General features: G+C 77.1%; 10 protein-coding genes. 4 read left to right on the forward strand and 6 right to left on the reverse strand.

What is annotated here, in order from left to right; all coding sequences use genetic code 11:
• Positions 1-1178, reverse strand: a 1178-nt coding sequence (locus tag ACR807_RS18860) for a cytochrome P450 (protein ID WP_438922646.1), incomplete at its 3' end; no start/stop codon positions are given.
• 189 nt (positions 1179-1367) lie between these two features.
• On the opposite strand from ACR807_RS18860, the gene ACR807_RS18865 reads away from it, so the two are divergent.
• Positions 1368-2249, forward strand: a complete 882-nt coding sequence (locus ACR807_RS18865; RefSeq protein WP_438922647.1) for a 3-hydroxyacyl-CoA dehydrogenase family protein — start codon at positions 1368-1370, stop codon at positions 2247-2249.
• On the forward strand, positions 2246-2503 hold the full coding sequence (locus tag ACR807_RS18870; protein ID WP_438922648.1) for an acyl carrier protein: 258 nt from the start codon (positions 2246-2248) through the stop codon (positions 2501-2503). The genes ACR807_RS18865 and ACR807_RS18870 overlap by 4 nt, the downstream gene beginning before the upstream one ends.
• Before the next feature lie 2 nt (positions 2504-2505).
• On the opposite strand, the gene ACR807_RS18875 is transcribed toward ACR807_RS18870, so the two are convergent.
• The 3 genes from ACR807_RS18875 to ACR807_RS18885 are packed head-to-tail and all read right to left on the reverse strand — an operon-like array spanning position 2506 to position 18467.
• Complete coding sequence (locus tag ACR807_RS18875; RefSeq protein ID WP_438922649.1) at positions 2506-3171, reverse strand: class I SAM-dependent methyltransferase; 666 nt, start codon at positions 3169-3171, stop codon at positions 2506-2508.
• Positions 3164-4240 carry an HAD-IIIC family phosphatase gene (locus ACR807_RS18880; RefSeq protein WP_438922650.1) on the reverse strand — a complete coding sequence of 359 codons (1077 nt, stop codon included), beginning with the start codon at positions 4238-4240 and terminating at the stop codon, positions 3164-3166. Before ACR807_RS18880 ends, ACR807_RS18875 begins: the two co-directional genes overlap by 8 nt.
• Before the next feature lie 13 nt (positions 4241-4253).
• A complete protein-coding gene (locus ACR807_RS18885; RefSeq protein WP_438922651.1) occupies positions 4254-18467 on the reverse strand; it encodes an SDR family NAD(P)-dependent oxidoreductase in 14214 nt (4737 codons plus the stop codon).
• Between the two features lie 282 nt (positions 18468-18749).
• On the opposite strand from ACR807_RS18885, the gene ACR807_RS18890 reads away from it, so the two are divergent.
• On the forward strand, positions 18750-20117 hold the full coding sequence (locus tag ACR807_RS18890; protein ID WP_438922652.1) for an oxygenase MpaB family protein: 1368 nt from the start codon (positions 18750-18752) through the stop codon (positions 20115-20117).
• 176 nt (positions 20118-20293) lie between these two features.
• Here the strand turns inward: ACR807_RS18890 and ACR807_RS18895 are convergent, their stop codons facing one another.
• Positions 20294-22276, reverse strand: coding sequence for a tachylectin-related carbohydrate-binding protein (locus ACR807_RS18895; protein WP_438922653.1), 1983 nt, complete (start codon positions 22274-22276; stop codon positions 20294-20296).
• A 135-nt stretch (positions 22277-22411) separates the two neighbouring features.
• Entirely contained in the window at positions 22412-23002 is a 591-nt protein-coding gene (locus ACR807_RS18900) for a TetR/AcrR family transcriptional regulator (protein ID WP_438922654.1), read from the reverse strand.
• A gap of 80 nt (positions 23003-23082) precedes the next feature.
• Between ACR807_RS18900 and ACR807_RS18905 the strand changes: the two genes are divergently transcribed.
• Positions 23083-23577 carry an FBP domain-containing protein gene (locus ACR807_RS18905; RefSeq protein WP_438922655.1) on the forward strand — a complete coding sequence of 165 codons (495 nt, stop codon included), beginning with the start codon at positions 23083-23085 and terminating at the stop codon, positions 23575-23577.
• Positions 23578-23593 lie beyond the last annotated feature (16 nt).

Raw genomic sequence — 23593 nt, forward strand, 5'->3', positions numbered from 1 at the left:
ACGCTGCGCATGAACGTGCCGGCGCGCCACTCCAGCTCCTCCTCGGGCACGGCGATCCGCAGCCCGGGCAGGCGCGTGAGCAGCACCTCCAGCGCCACCTGCATCTCCATCCGCGCCATCGCCGCGCCCAGGCAGTGGTGCGGGCCGTGGCCGAACCCGACGTGCGGGGTCGGCGGCCGGGTCAGGTCCAGCTCGTCGGCGCGGTCGAACGCGTCGCCGTCGCGGTTGGCGGAGCCCAGCGACGCCACCACCGGTTCGCCCGCGCGCACCAGCACGCCGCCGACCTCGACGTCCTCCAGCGCGTAGCGCGCCAGCACGGGGCCGAGGCCCAGCGGCACGTACCGCATGAGCTCCTCGACGGCGCGGGGCACCAGCTCCGGTCGCGCCCGCAGCCCGGCGAGCTGCTCGGAGTTGCGCAGCAGGGTGTAGGTGAAGTTGGGGATCTGGCTGGTGATGTTCTCGTGCCCGGCGCCCAGCAGCACGATGGCGAGGCTGAGCACCTCGTGGTCGGTGAACCGGTCGTCGGCGTCGCGGGCCTGCACGAGCGCGCTGAGCAGGTCGTCGGCCGGTTCCTCCTTGCGCTGCCGCAGCAGGTCGGCCATGTAGGCGCCCAGCTCCCCCACGTACTCGGCCGTCCGCTCGGCGGTGAGCGTGGTGGCCGAGGCGAACACCTCCGACCAGACGAGGAAGTGGTGCCGGTCGGCGGACGGCACGCCGAGCAGGGAGCAGATCATGGTCACCGGCAGCGGGGACGCGAAGTGCTCGACCAGGTCGGCCGGCGCGCCGTGCCCGACCAGCCGGTCCACCAGGGCGTCGGCGACCCGGTGGGCCTCGGGGCGCAGGCGTTCGACGTTGCGCTGGGTGAACGCCTGGGCGGCGAGGCGGCGGATGCGGGTCTGCTCGGGCGGGTCCATCGACAGGATGACGTCGCCGCCGACGGTCTGCGGCGACGTGCGCGGCTCGTCGCGGCCGACCGCGGCGGCGCGGCTGAACCTCGGGTCGCCCAGCACGAGCCGGACGTCCTCGAAGCGGGTGGCGAGCCAGGACTCCTCGCCGTAGGGCATCGTGACGCGGACCAGGGTCCGGCCGGCGCGGGCCCGCGCGTAGCGCTCGTCGAGTTCGAGGTCCTCGGCGCGGTTGAAGGGGTAGTCGATCGGCTCGGCCCGAGTGGTGTCCACGGCGTCCTCTCCCAGTGCTCGCCGGGCCGGGCGGGCGACGCGCGGGTGACCCGGCCTGCCGGTCGGGGAGGTTATGCGGGCGGCATAGCGTCCCCGTAGCACCCGTGGCGGGGGCGGCGCCGCTATCGGGACGATAGCGGCGGTGCCCGACCATGGCGGCCGACCCGTTCCACCCGGCAGGGAGGTCCCGTGACGGCCGCAGCACGCGACACCGGTCCGCCGCTCGTCGTCGTCGGCGCCGGGGTGATGGGCACGGGCATCACCGCGCTCGCCCTGGCGCACGGCCTCGCGGTGGTCCTGGTGGACCCGGACCGCGCCGTGCTGGACCGCGCCGGGGCCGCCGTGGCCCGCCACCTGCGGACCGCGGCGCTGCTGGGCGCGTGCCCGCCGGACACCCCGGTGGGGCCGCTCACCGCGCTCACCTCCGTCGAGGACGCCCTGTCGGGGCCGCCGCCGGCGGCGGTGGTCGAGGCGGTCGTGGAGGACCCGGCGGTGAAGGCGGGCGTGCTGGGGCGGGTGTCGGCGGCCGTGCCGGGCGGCACGCCGCTGGTGTCGAACACCTCGTCGATCCCGGTGGACGAGCTGGCGGGCGCGGTGGCCCGGCCGGAGGACCTGCTGGGCGCGCACTTCATGAACCCGGCGTACCTGATCACCACCGTGGAGGTGGTGCCCGGGCCGCGCACGGCGGCGGCCGCGGTGGCGGCGGTGGCGGAGCTGCTGGGCGCGCTGCGGCGCACGCCCGTCGTGGTGCGCGACTCGCCGGGGTTCGTCACCAGCCGGCTGCTGCACCCGATGATCAACGACGCGGCGCGCCTGGTGCAGGAGGGCGTCGCGTCGGCCGAGGACGTGGACGCGCTGATGCGGGGCTGCCTGGGGCACCCCACCGGTCCGCTGCGCACCGCGGACCTCATCGGGATCGACAACCTCGTCGACTCCCTGGTCGTGCTGCACCGGCGCACGGGCGACGAGCGCAGCCGGCCGTGCGACCTGCTGCTGGCGAAGGTCCGCGACGGGCACCACGGCCGCAAGAGCGGTCGCGGTTTCTACGAGTACGAAGAGGCGCTGACATGACGGTCTCCTCCACGACACCCGACGTCATCGAGCGGGAGCTGATCGAGTTCCTGGAGAACCGGACGAAGGCGGGCTGGACGGCCACCCGCGACCTGTTCGCCGAGGGCGGCCTGTCCTCGTTGTTCGCCATGGAGCTGGTGGTGCACCTGGAGCAGCGCTACGGCGTCGCCATCGGCGGCACGGACCTGAGGCTGCCGAACTTCCGCACCGTGCGCGCCATGGTCGGGCTGGTCGTGCGGCTGCGCGACGCCTGACCTCAGGTCCTGCGCCGCACCAGGGTCATCCCGTCGGCGACGGTCAGCAGGGAGACGTCCACGGACGGGTCGTCGCGCACGAGGGCGTTGACCCGCCGCACGCCCTCGGTGTCCGGGTCGGTCGCCGAGGGGTCGACGACCCGGCCGAAGTACAGCGTGTTGTCCAGCACCACCAGCCCTCCCGGGCGCACCAGCCGCACGCACCGCTCGTAGTAGGCGGGGTAGCCGGCCTTGTCGGCGTCGATGAACGCCAGGTCGAACGCGTCCGCCGCGCCGTCGTCCAGCAGGGAGTCCAGTGTGGACAGCGCCGGGCCGACCCGCAGGTCGATCCGGTCGTCGACGCCCGCCCGCGCCCAGAACGGGCGGCCGACCGCGGCCCAGCGGGGGGTGATGTCGCAGGTGACCAGCCGGCCGCCGGCGGGCAGCGCCCTGGCCATGCACAGGGCGCTGTACCCGGTGTAGGTGCCCAGTTCCAGCACGGTCCGCGCGCCGACCAGGCCCACCAGCAGGCCGAGCAGCTGGCCCTCCTCGGGCATCACCTGCAACGACCGGCCGCCGGGCAGCTGCGCGGTCTCCTCCCGCAGCTCGCGCAGGACGTCGTCCTCGCGCAGGGACGTCGCGCGCGCGTAGTCGGCCAGCGCCGGGGTCAGCTCCAGCCGGTCAGCCACGGTGGCCCCCGGTGGCCGCGAGGTCGACGGCGTCGAGGGTCACGACCCGCGGCGCGGGACGGGGCGCGGGTCGCAGGTGCAGCCGCCGGACGTCGTCGCCGGCGGCGGGGCCGAGGCCGGCGAGGCAGGGGCAGTCCTCGTCGTCGAACCCGGCGAACCGGTAGGCGACGTCCATGATGCGGTTGCGGTCGGTGGGCCGGAAGTCGGCGGCCAGGTGCACGCCGGCGTGCGCGGCCCGGTCGGCGAGCCAGTCGAGCAGGGTGGCGCCCGCGCCGAACGACACCACCCGGCACGAGGTGGCGAGCAGCTTGAGGTGCCACGCGCCCGGTGACCGGCGCAGCAGCACGAGCCCGACCGCGCCGTGCGGGCCGAACCGGTCGGACATGCCGACCACCAGCACCTCGTGCGCCGGGTCGGTCATCAGCCGGCGCAGCGCCGCGTCGTCGTAGGGCACGCCGGTGGCGTTCATCTGGCTGGTGCGCAGGGTGAGCTCGGCCGCGCGGGCGAGTTCCCGCTCGGTGGCGCGGACGACGGTCATGCGCAGGTCCAGGGTGCGCAGGAACTCCTCGTCGGGGCCGGTGAACGCGGCGCGCTCGGCGTCGCGCCGGAACCCGTCCTGGTACATCCGCCTGCGGCGGGCGGAGTCCTCGGTGACCACCGGCGGGCTGAACTCGGCCAGCCCGGTCAGGTGCGCGGCCTGCTCGGCGGGGTAGCAGCGCACCTGCGGCAGGTGGAAGGCGACCTCGGCGCGTTCGGCGGGCTGGTCGTCGACGAACGCCACGGCGGACTCGGCGAAGCCCAGTTCCCGCGCGATGGCGCGCACCGAGGCGGACTTGGGTCCCCAGCCGATGCGCGGCAGCACGAAGTACTCGGCCAGGCCGAGCTGTTCGAGGCGGGCCCACGCGTGGTCGTGGTCGTTCTTGCTGGCGACGGACTGGAGCACGCCGCGCGCGTCCAGCTCGGTGATCACGCGCCGGACCCCGTCCGGCACGACGACGTCGTCGCCCTCGGCCAGGGTGCCCCGCCACAGCGTGCCGTCGAGGTCCCACACCAGGCATTTCACGGTCATGCCGTCCCCGTTCTCATCGGCCGTTGCCGAAGTCGGCGTCGAGCAGCGCGAACAGTTCGTCCGCGCTGGCGGTCCCCAGCCCGGCGGTGCGGGTGGGCGGGCCGTCGCGGCGTTCGTCCCAGCGGCGCAGCAGGGCGCGCAGGCGGGCCCCGACCTGCGCGTCGGCGGGCAGCCCGGCCAGCACGCGGTCGAGCCGGTCGAGGTCGGCGAGCACGGGCGCCACCGGGTCGGGCGGCGCGCACAGCCGCTCGTGCAGGTGGCGGGCCAGGGCGGCGGGGGTGGGCTGGTCGAACACCACCGTGGGCGCGACGGCCAGCCCGGTGGCCGCGGCGAGCCGGTTGCGGAACTGCACGGCCAGCAGCGAGTCGAACCCGGCCGCGGCGAACGGCGCGTCGGGGCGGACCTCCGCCGCCGTGCCGTGCCCGAGGGCGGCGGCGGCCTGGGCGGTGACCAGGCCCAGCAGGACGCGCAGCTGCTCGTCGCGGGGCAGCGCGGCCAGCCGGCCGGCCAGGTCGTCGCCCCCGGTGCTGTGGCGCGCCTCCCGCGCCTTCCGCGCCTCGCGCACGCCGGGCAGGTCGGCGAGGAGGGTGAGCTGGCGGGGCGAGGACACGGCGGAGACGACTGCGGCCCAGTCGACGTCGAGCACCGCGACGTCGGTCTCGCCGTGCTCCAGGGCCTGCCGGGCGGCGGTCATGACGTCGTCCACGCCGACCGGGCGCTGCTCGGGGGCCCACGGCTCCCAGCCGCCGACCGCCACCACCACGCCCCGGGGGAGGGCGCGCACCCGGGCCGCGGCCTCGGCGCACCGCGCGGTGGCGGCCCCCTGCCGCGCCGCGCCCCACAGGCCGCCGAGGGGGTGGAGCAGCACGACGGTGCCGGCGGCGGGCACCTCGGGGGTGTCGCCGGGCCCGGCGGGGTCCGCGTCGATGTCCACGTCGAGGTCCGCGTCCGGCAGCACGGCGGCGGGCGGTTCGGCCGGCAGGACCCGGACCACCGTGTCCGGTGGCCAGGGCGCCTCGCCGACGCGGACGTCCTCGGCCCCGTGCCGGTCGAGCCAGGCGACCAGCTCCGCGGCGAGCCCGGTGTCGGCGCCCAGCACGAGGACCCGGCCGGGGTGCCACGGCCGTCCGGTGCGGGCCGGCGGGTCGAACGGCACCAGCCGCCGGGCGTGGACGCCGTCGGCGCGCACGCGCACCTGGTCCTCGTCGCCGCCGAGCACCCCGGTCAGGCGGGTGAGCACCGCCTCGTCGACGTCGGCGGGCAGGTCGACCAGCCCGCCCCACCGGTCCGGCTGCTCCAGGCCGAGGACCTGGCCCAGCGCCCGGGTCCGGGCCTGGTCCGGGTCGTGCTCGGCGTCGGTGGTGACCAGCCACAGCGGGATCGCCGGGTCCAGCCGCCGGATCAGGTCCAGGGTCGCGGCCGGCGGCAGCGCGGACACCACGGCGGCGGCCCGCCCGACGTCGGCGACGTCGGTGACGACCCGTGCGCCGGGCAGGGCCGCGACGGGGTGGCCCTGCGGCGGGGTGACCACGACCCAGCCGTCGAGGGAACGCGGCGCGGGGTCGGGCAGCCGGCGCCACTCCGCGCGGTGGGTGAGCCGCCGGGTCGGTGCCGCGCCTGCCCGGCCCGGCGCGGGCAGCCAGTACCGCTCGGTCTGGAACGGGTACGGCGGCAGCGCGACGAGCCGGCCGGAGCCGGTGACGGTGCCCCAGTCCACCTCGGCACCCGCGACCCACGCCTCGGCCAGCGCGGTGCGCAGCCGGCGTCGTCCGGCGTCGTCGCGGCGCAGGGTGCCCAGGACGGCGACGGGCCGGTCGGCAATGGGCCGGTCCGTGCCGGGCCGGCTGGTGGCGGGGTGGTCGGCTGCGGGGCGGTCGGCGGCGGTGCTCTCGATCGCGGCGACCAGGACCGGGTGCGGGCCGACCTCCACGAACACGGTGTGGCCGAGGTCCAGGAGCCGGTCGGTGGCCGCCGCGAAGCGGACCGGTTCGCGCAGGTTGCGGTACCAGTAGGCGGCGTCGAGGGCGGTGCCGTCGACGGGTTCGCCGAGCACGCTGGACAGCAGGGGCACGCGCGCGGCGCGCGGCGCGATCCCGGCCAGGGCGGCGAGCAGCCCGTCGCGCAGCGGTCCGACCTGGGCGGAGTGGGCGGCGTAGTCGACGGGGAGGTACCGGGCCCGCACGCCGTCACGCGTGCAGCCGGCGACCAGGTCGGCCAGCGCGGCGGGGTCCCCGGCGACCACGACGGCGTCCGGTCCGTTGACCGCGGCGACCTCGACGCGGTCCGTCAGCCGGTCGCGCACGGCGGCCTCGCCGGCGGCGACGGCGACCATGCCGCCGCGCCCCGCGATGCCCAGGACGGCGCGGCTGCGCAGCGCCACCACCCGCGCACCGTCCTCCAACGACAGCGCGCCCGCCACCACGGCCGCCGCGATCTCGCCCTGCGAGTGGCCCACGACCGCGTCGGGCTCGACGCCGTGGGCACGCCACAGGGCGGCCAGCGACACCATCACCGCCCACAGCGCCGGCTGCACCACGTCCACCCGTTCCAGCGCCGCCGCGTCGCCCAGCACGTCGGTCAGCGACCAGTCCACGTGCGGGGCCAGCGCCCGCGCGCACTCGTCGAGCCGGGCCGCGAACACCGGTTCGACGGACGCCAGCTCCAGCGCCATGCCGGTCCACTGGCCGCCCTGCCCGGGGAAGACGAACACGACCCCGCCGCCGGTGGCGCGCCCGCGCACGACGTGCGGCGCGGTACCGGGGGCGGCGAGGCCGGCGAGGTGGTCGCCGACGACGACGGCCCGGTGCTCGAACCTCGGGCGCGCCACGAGGGTGCGGGCGACGTCGGCGGGCGCGAGCGGGCCGTGGTCGCGCAGGAAGGCGTGCAGGCGGGCGGCCTGGTCGTCGAGCGCGCGGGCTGTCCGCGCGGACAGCGGCAGCGGCAGGTCGTCGTGCGGGAGCAGCGGCAGGTCGTCGTGCGGCGGCACGGGCGGGGTGTCCTCGGCGGGGGCCTGTTCGAGGACGACGTGCGCGTTGGTGCCGCTCATGCCGAACGCGGACACCCCGGCGCGGCGCGGGCCGTCGGCCCACGGGCGGGGTTCGCGCAGCAGCCGGGCGTTCCCGGCGGACCAGTCCACCCGCGGGGACGGTTCGTCCACGTGCAGCGTGCGCGGCTGCACGCCGTGCCGCATGGCCATGACGACCTTGATGATCCCGGCGACGCCGGCCGCCGCCTGGGTGTGGCCGATGTTGGACTTCACCGATCCCAGGCCGAACGGGCGGTCGCGGTCCTGGCCGTAGGCGGCCAGCAGCGCGGTGGCCTCGACGGGGTCGCCGAGCGCGGTGCCGGTGCCGTGCGCCTCCACCAGGTCCACGTCGGACGGCGCGAGGCCCGCGTTGGCCAGGGCCTGCCGGATGACGCGCTGCTGGGCGAGCCCGTTGGGCGCGGTGAGGCCGTTGGACGCGCCGTCCTGGTTGACCGCGCTGCCGCGCACGAGCGCCAGCACGGGGTGGCCGAGCCGGCGGGCCTCCGACAGCCGTTCGACCACCAGGACGCCGACGCCCTCGGACCAGCCGGTGCCGTCCGCCCCGGCGCCGAAGGGCCGGCACCGGCCGTCGGCGGACAGCCCGCGCTGCCGGCTGAACCCCACGAACACGTCCGGGCTCGCCATCACGGCCGCGCCGCCGACGAGCGCGAACGAGCACTCCCCCGCGCGCAGCGACTGCCCGGCCAGGTGCAGGGCGACCAGCGACGACGAGCACGCCGTCTCCACGGTGACCGCCGGGCCCTCCAGGCCGAGGACGTAGGACAGCCGGCCGGACGCCACGCTGGTGACCGTCCCGGCGAGCAGGTGGCCCTCGACGTCCCCGGCCGGGCCGCTGCCGTAGCCCTGGGCGGCGACGCCGACGAACACGCCGCCCGCGCTGCCGCGCAGCGCCGACGGGTCGATGCCGGCGCGTTCCAGCGCCTCCCAGCCGGTGGTGAGCAGCAGCCGCTGCTGCGGGTCGGTGGCCAGCGCCTCGCGCGGCGAGATGCCGAAGAACGCGGCGTCGAAGTCCCCGGCGTCGGGCAGGAACCCGCCGCCGCGGGCGTAGAAGGTGCCCGCCCGGTCGGGGTCCTCGTGGTAGAGGCGCGCGAGGTCCCAGCCCCGGTCGTCGGGCAGGTCGCCGATGGCGTCGCGGCCCTCGTCGACCAGTCGCCACAGGTCCTCGGGGCCGGTCACGCCGCCGGGGAAGCGGCAGGCCATGGACACGATGGCGAGCGGTTCGGCGACCGGGGCCGTCGTCGCGGCCGGTGCCCGGTCCTCCCGTGCCCGCCCGGCCAGGGCGTCGGCGAGGGCGGCGATGGACGGGTGGTCGAACACGGCGGTGACCGGCAGCGCGCGTCCGGTGCGCGCCACGAGCCGGTTGCGCAGCTCCACGGCCATCAGCGAGTCGAACCCGAGGTCGCGGAACGAGCGGTCGGCGTCCAGGCCGGCCGGGTCGTGGTGGCCGAGCACGTCGGCGACCAGCTCCGCCAGCTCCCGCCGGGGGATCGCGGCGGTGACCGCACCGGCTGCGTCGGTCGCGCCGACCGCGTCGGTAGGGGTCGCGGCGCGGGCTTCGGGCAGGTCGCGGAACAGCGCGCTCGGGCGGGTCGCGGTGAACGCGGGCAGGAAGCGGGCCCAGTCGACGTCGGCGACCACGACGGTGGTCTCGTCGCCGTCCAGGGCGTGCCGCAGGGCGGCCAGCGCGACGTCCGGCGGCATCGCGGTCAGGCCGAGCCGGTGGAGGTGCCGCCCGCGTCCGCCGGCGGCCATGCCCTCCCCCGCCCACGGCCCCCAGGCCACGGAGGTGGCCTTCAGGCCGCGTCGCCTGCGGTCGGCGGCGAGGGCGTCGAGGGAGGCGTTGGCGGCGGCGTACCCGGCCTGCCCGCCGCTGCCCCAGGTCGCGGCGACCGAGGAGAACAGCACGAACGCGTCCACGTCGCCGACCAGCTCGTCGAGGTGCCGCGCGCCCAGCGCCTTGCCCGCGGCCTGCTCGGCGAGGTGCCCGGGACCGCAGTCGGCGAGGGGCCGGTCGGCGGCGACGCCGGCGGCGTGGAACACGGCGGTGAACGGGCCCAGCTCGGCGACCAGGCGGGCGACCTGGTCGCGGTCGGCGACGTCGCACGCCCGCACGGTGGTGGGCACGCCGAGGTCGGGTGCCTCGCCGCCGGTCCGGCCGACCAGCACCAACTCGTCGACGCCCTGCCCGGCCAGCCAGCGGGCGACGTGCCGGCCGAGGCCGCCGAGGCCGCCGGTGACCAGCACCCGGCCGTGCGGTCGCCTCCGGGTGGCGGGGCGGGTGCGGGCCGCGCGCACGAGCCGCCGCGCCCGCACGCCGTCCGGGCCGAGGGACACCTGGTCCTCGCCGTCGTGCCCGGACAGCACGGCGAGCAGGTCGGCGACGTCCGCCCCGGGGCGCCAGGCGACGAGCCCGCCCCAGCGGTCGGGGTGCTCCAGGGCGGCGACTCGGCCCAGGCCCCAGAGCGCGGCCTGCGCCGGGTCGTCGGGGTCGGCGAGCACCCACACCGGCGCCTCGGCCCCGGCGAGCACGTCGACCAGCGCGTCGGGCGTGCAGCCGGGCAGCACGAGCACCCCGGCGGGGGTGTCGCCGGCGGGGGTGTCGCCGGTGGGGAGGGCCGCGGCGATGTGGTCGGGCGCGTCGCCGACGACCCGCCAGCTCCCGGGCCGCGGGGTCCCGGTGGGGTGGACGGGCACCCACTCGACGCGGTAGCGCAGCCGGTCCACGGCGGCGGCGAACCCGTCCTCGGGCCAGAACCGCTCCCGCTGGAACGGGTAGAGCGGCAGGTCGACGTGCGGCCCGGCGGGCCAGCGCACGGGCACTCCGCGCAGGTGGGCGCGGGCGAGCGCGGTGACCACGGCCTCCGGTTCGGGGCGGTCGTCGCGCAGCAGCGGCAGCGCGCCGTCGACGAGGGCGGACAGCACGCCGGCCGGGCCCAGCTCGAACGAGGTGCGGGCGTCGAGGGCGAGGACGCCGTCGGCGAACCGCACGGTGGCGCGGACGTGGCGCACCCAGTGCTCCGGGGAGCGCAGCTGCTCGGCGGTGGCGGGCGCGCCGGTGAGGGTGGAGATCACCTCCAGGCGCGGCGGCCGGTAGGTCAGCCCCTCGGCGACCTCGCGGAACGCGTCCAGCACGGGCTCGACCCGGGCGGAGTGGAAGGCGTGGCTGACCGGCAGCGCCTTGGTGCGGCGGCCCCGGTCGCGGAGGGCGCGGGCGACGCGGGCGACCGCGTCGGCGTCACCGGAGAGCACGACGGCGTCCGGCCCGTTGACGGCGGCGACGTCCACGGTGCCGTCGGCGGCGGCGCGGGCCTCGTCCTCGGTGGCCTCGACGGCGGTCATCGCGCCGCCGGGCGGCAGCGCGTCCAGCAGCCTGCCCCGGGCGGTGACGAGGGCGACGGCGTCGGCGAGGTCGAGGACCCCGGCGAGGTGGGCGGCGGTCAGCTCGCCGACGGAGTGGCCCAGCAGCACGTCCGGCCGCACGCCGCGGTCGTCGAGCAGGCGGGCCAGCGCGACCCCGACGGCGAACAGGGCGGGCTGGGCGTAGCGGGTGCGGTCGAGCAGCGCGCCGTCGGCCATCGCCTCGCGCAGGGGCCGGTCGAGGTGCCGGTCGGCCAGGGCGCAGACCTCGTCCAGGGCGTCGGCGAACACGGGGTCGGCGGCGTGCAGGGCGGCTCCCATGCCGGGGCGCTGGCTGCCCTGGCCGGGGAGCAGGAACGCGATCCGGCCGACGTCGCCCGCGGTGCCCACGAGGGGGCGGACGGCGCGCGGGTCGGCGGCGGGGACCACGAGGGCCGCCCGGTGCGGCAGGTGGGCGCGCCGGGTGGCCAGGGCGGCGGCCAGCGCGGGCAGGTCCGCCCCGTCGAGGCGGGCGCGGACCAGCTCGACCTGGGCATCCAGCGCCTCCCGGGTCGCCGCCGACACCAGCAGCGGGGTGGGCAGCCCCGGCGCGTGCCGGGGCGGAGGAGCTTGGTCCGGGTGCTCCCGGTCCGGGGACGCCTGCTCCGGGGCGCTCTCCAGCACGACGTGCGCGTTGGTGCCGCTGATCCCGAACGCCGACACGCCCGCCCGGCGCGGCCCGTCGTGCTCCGGCCACGGTTCGCGCGCCGTCACCAGGCGCAGCACGGCCGGGTCCCAGTCGATCTCCGGGTTCGGCTCGCCGACGTGAGGGCTCGGCGGCAGCTCGCCGTGCCGCAGCGCCAGCACCGCCTTGATCACCCCGGCCACGCCGGCCGCCGCCTGGGTGTGGCCGAGCACCGCCTTGACCGCGCCGAGCAGCAGGGGCCGCCGCCGGTCCGCGCCGTAGGCGGCGCGCAGCGCGTTGCCCTCGACCGGGTCGCCGAGGCGGGTCCCGGTGCCGTGCGCCTCCACCACGTCCACCTCGTGCGGGGCGAGCCCGGCGTCGGCCAGCGCGGCGGCGATCACCCGCTGCTGCGCCAGGCCGTTGGGCGCGGTGAGGCCGTTGGACGCGCCGTCCTGGTTGATCGCGCTGCCGCGGACCACGGCGTGCACCCGGTGCCCGCGGGCGAGGGCGTCGGACAGCCGTTCCAGCACCAGCACGCCCACGCCCTCGCTCCAGCCGGTGCCGTCGGCGTCGGCGGAGAACGCCTTGCAGCGGCCGTCCGGGGCGAGGCCGCGCTGCCTGCTGAACTCGGTGAACAGCCACGGCGTGCTCATCACGGTCGCGCCGCCGGCCAGCGCCAGCGAGCAGTCGCCGCGGCGCAGCGCCTGCACGGCCAGGTGCAGCGCGACCAGCGACGCCGAGCACGCGGTGTCCACGGTCAGCGCCGGCCCGGCCAGGCCCAGCGCGTAGGCGACGCGCCCGGAGAGCACGCTGGCCAGCGCGCCGGTGAGGCGGTGCCCCTCGGGGACGTCGGTGCCGCCGGCGAGCGCGACCGGGTAGTCCTGGCCGTTGGTGCCGACGAACACGCCGACCGGCTCGCCGCGCAACGAGGTCGGCGCGATCCCGGCGTCCTCCACGGCGTGCCAGGTGGTCTCCAGCAGCAGCCGCTGCTGCGGGTCCATGGTCAGCGCCTCGCGCGGGGACACGCCGAAGAACGCGGCGTCGAAGTCGGCCGCGCCGGTGAGGAACCCGCCCTCGCGGCAGTAGCTGGTGCCGGGGTGGTCGGGGTCGGGGTGGTGCAGGGCGTCGAGGTCCCAGCCGCGGTCGGCGGGCCACGGCCCGATGGCGTCGCGCCCGGACAGCAGCAACCGCCACAGGTCGTCGGGGTCGTGCACGTCGCCGGGGAACCGGCAGCCCATGCCGACCACCGCGATCGGCTCGTGCCGCGCGAGGACGGCGGTCGGCGGGGCGGACTCGTGGGCACCGCCGTCGAGGTGCGCGGCGAGCGCCTCCGGCGTCGGGTGGTCGAACAGGGCGCTGGTGGGCAGGCTGCGCCCGAACGCGGCGTTGAGCCGGTTGCGCAGCTCCAGCACGGTCAGCGAGTCCAGGCCCGTCTCGGCGAACGCGGTCCGCGCGCCCACCGCGTCGGCGGAGGCGTGCCCGAGGACGGCGGCCAACTGGGTGCGCACCACCTCCAGCGTCGCCCCGCGCGCCGGGCCGGGCCGCGCCGTACCGGACGGGGTCGCGCCGGACGGGGTCGCGCCGGGCAGTTCGGCGACCAGCGCGGCGCGCACCCCGGCGGCGGTGGTGTAGCGGGCCCAGTCCACGTCGGCGACCACGGTGAGCGGTTCCGCGACCCGGCCGAGCAGCTCGACGGCCCGCGCCGGGTCCATGCCGGGCAGGCCGCGGGCGGCGAGCTTCGCGGCCAGGTCGTCCGGCAGCATCCCCGGCCCGTCCCACGCGCCCCAGGCGATCGACAGGCCGGGCTGCCCGGCGGCGCGGCGGCGGGCGACCAGCGCGTCCAGGGCGGCGTTCGCGGCGGCGTAGTTGGCCTGCCCGGCGTTGCCGACCACGCCCATGACGGAGGAGAACACGACGAACGCGTCGAGGTCGCCGGCCAGCTCGTGCAGGGTCACCGCGCCGGTGACCTTGGCCCGCAGCACCGACGCCAGCCGCGCCGGGGTGAGGTCGTCGAACGCCGCGTCGTCGCGCACGCCGGCCGCGTGCACCACCGCGTCCACGGGGTGCTCGGCCAGCAGCCGCGCGACCGCGTCCCGGTCGGCGACGTCGCAGGCCAGGGCGGTGACCGCCGGGCCGAGGTCGGCCAGGCCGGGCGTGTCCGGCCCGCGGCGGCCGACGAGCAGGACCCGGTCCGCGCCCGAGGCGAGCAGCCAGCGGGCGACGGCCGCGCCCAGCCCTCCCGTGCCGCCGGTCACCAGCACGGTGCCGCGCGGTCGCCAGCCGCCCCCGGAACGCGCCCCGGGCCGCAGCCGGCGACCGTGCAGACCGCCGCGCCGCACCGCGAGCTGCTCCTCCTCGCCGTGCGCGAGCGCGGCCACGACCAGCGCGGCGGCGCGGGCGTCGAGGTCGCGGGGCAGGTCCACCGCGCCGCCCCAGCGGTCGGGGTGCTCCAGGCCGAACGACTTGGCGAGCGCGACCACCGCGGCCTGGCCGGGCTCGACCGGTTCCCCGGCGCCGTCCACCACGGCCGCGCCCCGGGTGAGCACCCACAGCGGCCGGGTCGTCCGGCGCGCCAGCGCGGTGGTCGCCCACAGCGCGCGCGGCAGGTCCGGGTGGTCGGGGTGCGGTTCCCCCCGGTCGAGCGCGAGCAGGGACAGCACCCCGACGACGTCATCGGGCGGCACGTCGTCCGGTCCGCACGCGGTCACGTCCAGCCCGGCGTCCCGCAGGGCCGCGACGACCTCCCCGGCCTCGGGGACGCCCTCCGGCAGCACCGCCAGCCACCGCCCGCCGGGCGCGGGCCGGGGCGTCAGCCGCCGCCAGCCGACCCGGTGGCACCACGCGTCGCCCACCACGCCGCCCACCGCGCCGGCCGGGGGCGCGGGACGGCCGGGCGCCAACCAGAACCGCTCCCCCTCGAACGGGTAGGCCGGCAGGTCGACCCACCCGCGCACACCCCCGAAGAACGACTCCCAGTCCACCGCGACACCGCGCACGTGCAGCCGGCCCGCCGCGAGCAGGACGTGCCGCCACCCGTCCCCGCCGCGCCGCAGCGTCCCGGTGACCAGCGCGCCCGGCACCTCGATCCCCGGTGTCAGCACGGGGTGCGCGCTCACCTCGACGAACGCCCCGAACCCCGCCTCCGCCGCCACCCGCACCGCGTCGTCGAACCGCACCACCCGCCGCAGGTTGCGGTACCAGTACCCGGCGTCCAGCTCCCGCCCGTCGAGCCACCCGGCGGTGACCGACGACAGGAACGGCACCGCGCCGGGACGCGGCACGATCCCGGCCGACGCCGCCAGCACCCCGTCCTCGATCCGCTCCACCTGCGCCGAGTGCGACGCGTAGTCCACCGGCACGCGGCGCGCCCCCGGCACCGACGCCACCACCGCCTCGACCCCGGCGACCTCGCCCGACACCACCACCGACGACGGCCCGTTGACCGCCGCCACCGACACGCCCCCCGGCAGCAGGGCCCGCACCCGCTCCACCGGCAGCGGCACCGAGGCCATCGCGCCGCCGCCCGCGACGGCCAGGATCGCGCGGCTGCGCAGCGCCACCACCCGCGCACCGTCCTCCAACGACAGCGCGCCCGCCACCACCGCCGCCGCGATCTCGCCCTGCGAGTGCCCCAGCACCGCGTCCGGGACGACGCCGTGCGAACGCCACAGCGCGGCCAGCGACACCATCACCGCCCACAACGCCGGCTGCACCACGTCCACCCGCCCCAACGCCGCCGCGTCACCCAGCACGTCGGTCAGCGACCAGTCCACGTGCGGCGCCAACGCCCCCGCGCAGTCCGCCATCGACCGCGCGAACACCGGCGACCGCCCCAGCAGGTCGCGCGCCATCCCCACCCACTGCGCGCCCTGCCCCGGGAAGACGAACACGACCTTCCCGCCCGCGTCCCGCCGCCCCGCGACCACCCCGTCCGCGCCGCCGCCGGACGCGAGCGCGCGCAACCCGGACGCCAGCTCGGCGACGTCACCGCCCACCACCACCGCCCGGTGGTCGAACGACGACCGGGTCCGCACCAGCGCCGCACCCACAGCCGCCGCACCCACAGCCGCCGCACCCACCGGCGCCGACGCGCCGTCCCCGACCAGGGGCAGCAGCCGGGCGGCCTGCTCGCGCAACGCCGACGCCGTGCGCGCCGACAGCACCCACGGCCACGCGCCCCCCGCCGGCTCCGCGACCTCGTCGTCCTCCGGCGCCTCCTCCAGCACCACGTGCGCGTTCGTCCCCGACACCCCGAACGACGACACCCCCGCCAACCGGGCGCGCCCCGCCTCGCGCGGCCACGGCCGCGCCTGCGACACCACCTCCAGGTGCCCGCCCGACCAGTCCACCCGCGACGAGGGCACCTCCGCGTGCAACGTCCGCGGCACCAGGCCGTGCCGCAGCGCCAGCACCACCTTGATCACCCCGCACACCCCCGACGCGGCCTGCGCGTGCCCGGTGTTCGACTTCAGCGACCCCACCCACGCCGGGCGCGCCGCGTCCCGCCCCCGCCCGTAGGTCGCCAGCAGCGCCCCGGCCTCGATCGCGTCGCCCAGGACGGTGCCCGTGCCGTGCGCCTCGACCACGTCCACGTCACCCGCCGACACCCCCGCGTCCGCCAGCGCCGCCCGGATCACCCGCTCCTGCGACGGCCCGTTCGGCGCGGTCAACCCGTTGGACGCGCCGTCCGCGTTCACCGCCGACCCGCGCACCAGCGCCAGCACCCGCCGCCCCCGCGCCCGCGCCGCCGACAACCGCTGCACCACCACCACGCCCGCGCCCTCGGCCAGGCCGAACCCGTCGCCCGCCTCGCCGAACGCCCGGCACCGCCCGTCCGGCGACAACGCGCCCAGCTGCGAGAACTCCACGAACATGGTCAGGTCCGGCAGCACGGTCGCCCCGCCCGCCAGCGCCACGTCCGACTCACCCGACCGCACCGACCGCACCGCCAGGTGCAGCGCCACCAACGACGACGAGCACGCGGTGTCCACCGTCACCGCCGGCCCCTCCAGCCCCAGCGCGTACGCGACCCGACCCGACGCCACGCTGCCGGTGGACCCGGTGAACCCGTAGCCCTGCAACCCCGACGCCGGGTCCAGCGGCGACCCGTACCCCAGCGTGTAGAGGCCGGTGAACACGCCGGTGCGGCTGCCGCGCAACGACCCCGGCGGGATGCCCGCCGACTCCAGCGCCTCCCACGACGTCTCCAGCAGCAACCGCTGCTGCGGGTCCATCGCCAGCGCCTCGCGCGGCGAGATCCCGAAGAACCCGGCGTCGAACCGGTCCACGTCGCGCAGGAGCCCCGCCTCGCGCTGGTAGTGCCGCCCCGGCGTGCGCGGCCTCGGGTCGTACCCCGCCTCGTCCCACCCCCGGTCCGCCGGGAACGGCCCCACCGCGTCCACCCCGTCGACCAGCACCCGCCACAGGTCGTCCACACCGGACACACCACCGGGCAGCCGGCACGCCACGCCCACGATCGCCACCGGGTCGTCCTCGTCCACCACCACCACCGGCCGCGCGACCGCCCCCACGCCGGGACCGGGCCGCGCCACCAGGAAACCCGCCAACCGCACCGGCGTCGGGTGGTCGAACACCACCGTCGCGGGCAGCGGCGACCCCACCGCCGCCGCCAACCGCGCCCGCACCTCCACCGCCGTCGCCGAGTCCACCCCCAGGTCCAGGAACGACCGCTCCCGGTCACCCGCGCCCAACCGGTCCACGCCGAGGACCGACGCCGTCACCGAGCACACCAGCTCCAGCGCCGACCCCGCGTCGCCCATCACCTCGTCGGCCACCACCGCACCCTCGACCGCACCACCGCCGACCGCACCACCGCCGTCGTCGTCCAACGCCACCGGCGGCACCGACGCGTCCGCACCACCCGCGCCCACCGCCCAGTCCACCCGCGCCCCCGCCGCGAACAACTCCCCCCACGCCGCCGACACCGCACGCGGACCCCCCTGCCCGCGCCGCAGGGTCGCGCACACCCCGTCCGCGCGCCCCGCCTCCTCCACCAGGTCCAGCAACGCCCCCGTCAACACCGGGTGCGGCCCCACCTCCAGCAGCACGCGCCGACCACCACCCGCCGGCAACGACCGCACCGCCTCGGCGAACCGCACCCGGTCCCGCAGGTTGCGGCACCAGTACTCGGCGTCCATCGCCACCCCGCCCAGCGGACCACCGGTCACCGACGAGAAGTACGGCACCGACGGCACACCCGGCCGCACCGGCGCCAGGTCCGCCCGCATCCGCGGCACCACCGCGTCGAACTGCGGCGAGTGCGTCGCCAGGTCCACCGCCGCCCGCCGCGCCGACAACCCCGCCGCCCGCATCGCCGCCACCAGCTCCGCCGCCGCGGCCACCCCGCCCGACACCAGCACCGAGGTCGGCCCGTTCACCCCCGCCACCACCAGCTCGCCACCCCACCGGGCGACCCACTCCTCCACCACGCCCACCGGCGCCCGCACCGACACCACGTCACCGCGCCCCGCCAACGGCACCTGCGCGAGACCCCGCAACGCCGCCACCCGCGCCCCGTCGTCCAACGACAACGCGCCCGCCACCACCGCCCCGGCCACCTCGCCCAGGCTCTGCCCCACCACCGCCGCCGGCCGCACACCCAGCGACCCCCACACCGCCGCCAACGACACCTGCACCGCGAACGCCAGCACCTGCACCACGTCGACCCGGTCCAACATCGACCGCGTCGCCGGGTCCGCCACCACCTCCACCACCGGCCAGTCGACGAACGGCTCCAACGCCTGCGCGCACTCGTCCAACCGCGCCCGGAACACCGACGACGCCCCCACCAGGTCGGCCGCCATCCCCGGCCACTGCGCCCCGATCCCCGAGAACACGAACACCGGGTCGGCCCCCGCCGGACCCGACCCCACCGACACCGCACCCCCGCGCAGCCCGCGCGCCAACCCCTCCAGGCCCTCCAGCAACGCCGCCCGGTCCCGCCCCGACACCGAGGCCCGCCACGCGCCCGCCCCCACCGCACGGGCCATCAACCAACGACCCACCTCGTCCGCACCCACGTCCGGCCGCGCCCGCACCCCCGCCGCCACCCGGCGCGCCGCGTCCCGCAGCGCCGACCACCCGTCCGCCGACACCACCCAGGGCAGCGGGCCGAAGTCCCCGACCGGCGACACGTCCATCCGCTCTCCCCTCCGACCGCGCACACCCCGGCACCGCGCACACCCGCACCGCACACCCGGCGCACCGCACACCCGCACCCGGGACGCGCGCCCGGGACGCGCGCCGACAGCGGCCACCCGGTCCGCACCGCCATTGCACCGGTCCCCTCGCCGCGCGCCGATAGCGCCCGCATAGCACCCGTCGCCCACCGTCACCACGCACCACACCACCGGGGAATTGCCGATCACCCGACCCGCCGACGACGATGCGCCCGGCAAGACCACAACAGCCGGAGGCGACGCATGACCACCCAGGACGTGCTCGGCCCCGGCTCCGCCACCTGGGACCGCCTCGGCCAGTGGCGACTCCTGCTCGTCATCCACCGCACCCTGCTGCTCCAGGCGGCCCACCCCGCCATCGGCGCCGCCGTCGGCCGCTTCTCCGTCTACACCGCCCGCCCCTGGCGACGCTTCCTGCGCACCCTCGAAAGCCTCCAGAACTACGTCTACGGCACCGCCTCCGAACGGCAGCGCGAACTCGCCCGCCTCGACCGCCTCCACCGGCGCATGCACGGCACCGACGACCACGGCCGGCCCTTCACCGCCACCGACACCGAAGCCCGCGCCTGGGTGCACCTCACCCTCTTCGAAGCCGTCCTCACGCTGCACGACCTCGGCGGCGACCCCCTCGACCCGGCCGAAGCCCGGCGCTTCTACGACGAGTGGCGCCGGCTCGGCGCCCTCTTCGGCCTCACCGACGCCGACCAACCCGCCGACCTCGACGCCTTCCGCGCCTGGTTCGACCACATGACCACCGACGTCCTGGAGGACAACCCCACCGTCCGCGACCTGCTCTCCGGCAGCATCTTCCGCGTCCCGCCACCCGCCGGCCTGCCCGTGCCCGACCTGCTCTGGGCACCGCTGCGCCACCTGGTCGTCACCGCCGCCGTGCAGGCCACCGCCGCCACGCTGCCCGACGCCTACCGCCGACGCCTCCGGCTCACCACCGCGCCCGGCGCCGGGCTCCTCGTGCTCGGCGCCCACCACGCCGCCAGGGCGCTCACCGACCTGCTGCCCCTGCCCTGGCGCTACCTGCCCCACGCCTCCGCCGCCATCAGGGCCGGCCGCGCCGTCCGCACCCGCCCCGCCACCAGCCCGGACACCCTCTTCACCACCATCCTCGACCAGAGCGGCGACGGCGTCCTGCGCTGGGCCGACCTGCTCGGCATGGCCCGCGAGACCAGCACCCACCTCGACCTCGACGAGGCCGACGAGAACGACGTGCACGACGCCTTCGAGTCCTGGTGGCGACAACTCCTCGCGGCCACCGGCGCACCCGCCGACGGCGGCGTCACCCGCGCCGCCTACCTGACCGCCATCGCCGAGGGCCGCTACCCCGACGACCCCGACCCGCGCGACGGCTACGGCCGCGTCACCGACGTCGTCTGCCGCCTGGTCGACCGCAACGGCGACGGCGAGGTCTCCCAGGCCGAGTACTCCCGCCTGCTCGACCACAGCCCGCGCCGCCACGAGCTGATCGGGGCCCTGCGCTCCCTCGACAGCGACGGCAACGGCACCCTGCGCACCGAGGAGTTCCGCGCGGCCCTGAACGCCTTCCTCACCGGCCGCGAGGACCTGGCCGCCGCCCGCTACCTCCTGGGCCGGGCGTGAGCCGGTCGGGCGCGATCCCCTCGGGCGCGACCGCGTGACCGAGGGCTGACTTCAATCAACACTGAAGTAATAGTGACCAGCGGAGAGCACACGTCCGCCCCGTTGAACGGCAAAAGGGTCCCACCCGACCCCGGACGTACCGGAACCGGGTGGGACCCCGTTGGCGGGCCGTCCGGTCAGGACCGGCCGGTGCCGCCGTCGTACTGCGGTCCCGCCGCGCGGGACGAGGCGGACGTGCCCGCCGCCCCGTACGACCCCAGGTAGGCGTAGATGTCGCCCACCGGGTTGCGCCAGGTGAAGACCCAGCTGCCGTCGGCGCGGAGCACCCCGGACGGGTCGGTGGCCGCCTCGGTGACGTTGCGGATCTCCCACGGGCGGTAGGCCCCGCCGGACACGGCCTCCCCGGTGGTGTGCACCAGGCCCTGCGCGTCGCGCACCGCGAGCTCGATCAGGCCCGACCCGGTGCGCACGACCGCGGGCGACCCGGAGGCGACCAGGTCACCGACGCGCTGGTAGGTGCCGGGGAACCCGCCGCGGTCCTGCTCCAGCTGGGTGTGGACACCGCCGTCCGCGCGCCGGGTGAACACCTGGACCGCCGACCCGAAGCGCGTCTCGGCGGCCACGGCGACCGGCCTGCCCACCGCGTCGTCGCCGCCGAGCGAGCGCCACCCGTTGAGCAGCCGGGACGGGGGCAGCGGGTCGGACGACGCGGCGGCAGCGGTGCTGCTGGTGGTGGGCACCTGCACGGCGGCGTCCGGCATCATCGCGACGCGCACCGAGCCGTCGGTGAACCGCGCGACCACGTGCAGCCCGAAACCGCTGCGCACCACGCTGATGTCGGTCGACAGACCCGTCTCCAGGCTGTCGCGCCACGGCCCGAACGCGCCGTCGGCGGAGAACTGCTGACTGGTCCAGAGCCTGCCCCCGCCGTCGACGGCGAACGCGATCAGCGCGCCGCTGAGCCGCCGGACCAGGACGGGGTCGCCCAGCAGGTGCCCGCCGTGCTCGGTGAGCGCGGACGGCCACGTGCCGCCGACGGCCGACTGGGTCTTGCCGCGCACGTCGGCGTCGGAGTGGCTGTTGGCCAGCACCTCGTAGCGGCCGTCCTTGCGCAGCGCCGCACCCGGCTGACCGGTGAAGGCGCTGTACTCGCCGAAGGACTGGTGGTCGATCAGCAGGAAGTCGTCGTGGCGGCGCTGCTTGGCCACGGTCAGCCTGCCCTGCGCGTTCACGTAGAAGTAGCTCATCAGGCCGTCGCCGCCCTGGACGGGCGTGGTGGGCGCGGTGAAGACCGCCGGCACCGCCGGGCGGGTCGGGCCGGCCGGGCCGCCGACGACCTTGCAGGCGTCCGGGTGGCTCTCGGTCTGGATGCCGGTCACCCAGCCGCCCGGACCGACCACCTTGCCGGAGTCCGCGGCCCAGGCGCCGTCACCGAGGTAGCGGTACCACCGGAGGTTGCCCGTCGCGCCCTCGACCGCCCAGAACACCCCGCCGCCCGCCGCGGCGAAGTCGGTGTACTGGCCCCAGGTCGGCGGGGTGACCGTCCGGGCGTACTCGGTGAAGCGCCGGCTGGTCGCGTGGTACGCGAAGTGGCGCAGCTCGCCGAGCGTCGTGCGGGCGAACAGGCCGCCCTCGCCGGAGGTGAAGATCCGGTCGTAGCTCGTGCCGAAGTTCGGGGCCAGCTGCCGCTCCTCGACCGACCACTGGCCGTTGGGCTTGGTGAACCTGAACCAGCGCAGGGAGTTGTCCGCGGTGATCGCGTAGATGTCCCCGCGCGCGTCGACCACCATCCGGTCGGTCGTGGACCAGCCGGTCCAGCCGGTCCGGAGGGTCTCGGGGACGCCGTTGTTCTCCCAGCTCGACCCCAGCCACCGGTAGCGGTTGAGCAGGCCCTCCGGCGTGAGGTTGTAGACCACGCCGTCCGGGCCGCCCAGCACCAGGCCGTGCCAGCCCGCGCCGATGTTCCGCTGCTCCGTCCAGACCGGGTTCCCGTTCTCGGGCTCCTGGTTGTGCAGCAACCACAGCGACGCGTCCGCGCGCCGGCTGAAGATCGGCACCGCGGTCGTGCACTGCACCGTCGTGTCGGCAGCCTCGGCCACCTCCGCGGTCGGCGCCGCCAGCGCGCCGACCGCGGCCACGGCCGCGAGCACGAGCGCCACACCCCGCCTGTTTTTGAGCAAGCGGACAGAATTCACTCTCACGTGTTGTTCCCCCACGGGTCACGAACTGGGCCCGGTAACCGGTTCGGACGAGCGTCCACCCGTCGCGAACGGTAGCGAGCGATCCTCACCCGCTCAAGATCCGCGCGTCCGCGCACCGTCCGGCGGCCAGTGCGCGAGGAGGTGGTGCAGCGCGTCGAGGGCCCTGGACCAGGAGAGATCGGTGTCGCGCGGGTGGTGGCGGAACCCCCCGGCCGCCTCCAGGGCGGTGAAACCGTGGAGGGTCCCGTGCAGCAGCCGGACGGCGTCGGTCCGGGCCGGCTCGGGCAGGTCGTAGCCGCGCAGCACCGCCCGCGTCATGTCCGAGTGCCTGCGCGCGGCACTGGCGAGCGCCACGTCCGGGGGCAGCTCGAACCGCGTGGCGGCGTACCTGCCGGGGTGCTCCTTCGCGTAGCGCCGGTAGGTGTCGGCGAAGGCGACCAGGGCGTCCTTCCCCGCCCGCCCGGCCAGGGCCTCGGCCACCTCGTCGGCGAGCTCCGCCAGGGCCAGCACCGCCACCCGTTCCTTCAGCTCCCGCACGTTCGCGACGTGCGAGTACAGGCTCGCGTCCTTCACGCCGAACCGGCGGGCCAGCGCCGAGACGGTCACGTTGTCGAAGCCGACCTCGTCGGCCAGCTCCGCCGCCGCCAGGGTCAGGCGCTCGGCGGTCACCCCCGCGCGTGCCATGCCGCCTCCCACAACCTAGAGGGTCTAGGTTATCACCTAATCATTTGCTCCGTTCATCTAGTCGGCGTAGCTTTCGGGTCATGGAACCGCTGACCGAGGGCGCCATCCGCGCGTCGTTCGTCAACTGCACGAAGGGCGAGGCGAAGCGCGCGAACCTGCCCACCGACCTGTCCGAGCGCCCCTGGGAGGACCTGGACTTCCTGGGGTGGCGCGACCCCGCGTCACCCCAGCGGGCCTACCTGGTCGCCGGGTCCGGGGACGGCCCGGTGGGCGTGGCGCTGCGCCTGGCCTCGCCGCACACCGGGCAGCCCCGGCGCACCATGTGCTCGCTGTGCCTGACCACGCACCCCGGCGACGGCGTCACGCTGATGACCGCGCGCAAGGCGGGGCGCAGCGGCCAGCAGGGCAACTCCGTGGGCGGCTACTTCTGCGCCGACCTGGCCTGCTCGCTCTACCTGCGCGGGAAGAAGGACGCCGGGCCGGGCAGCAGGCTGCACGAGTCGCTCGCGCCGGAGGAGCTGGTCGCGCGGACCGCGGCCAAGCTCGCCGGGTTCCTGGGCCGCGTCACCGGGTAACCCGAGGTCGCCGGTC

Source organism: Saccharothrix sabaoui (assembly GCF_051756985.1).
In the GTDB taxonomy this organism is placed as follows: domain Bacteria; phylum Actinomycetota; class Actinomycetes; order Mycobacteriales; family Pseudonocardiaceae; genus Actinosynnema.

Coding starts and splice junctions, on each gene's coding strand:
- ACR807_RS18870 (WP_438922648.1), top strand. CDS start 2,246: ATGACGGTCTCCTCCACGACACCCGACGTCATCGAGCGGGAGCTGATC.
- ACR807_RS18880 (WP_438922650.1), bottom strand. CDS start 4,240: ATGACCGTGAAATGCCTGGTGTGGGACCTCGACGGCACGCTGTGGCGG.
- ACR807_RS18885 (WP_438922651.1), bottom strand. CDS start 18,467: ATGGACGTGTCGCCGGTCGGGGACTTCGGCCCGCTGCCCTGGGTGGTG.
- ACR807_RS18890 (WP_438922652.1), top strand. CDS start 18,750: ATGACCACCCAGGACGTGCTCGGCCCCGGCTCCGCCACCTGGGACCGC.
- ACR807_RS18900 (WP_438922654.1), bottom strand. CDS start 23,002: ATGGCACGCGCGGGGGTGACCGCCGAGCGCCTGACCCTGGCGGCGGCG.
- ACR807_RS18905 (WP_438922655.1), top strand. CDS start 23,083: ATGGAACCGCTGACCGAGGGCGCCATCCGCGCGTCGTTCGTCAACTGC.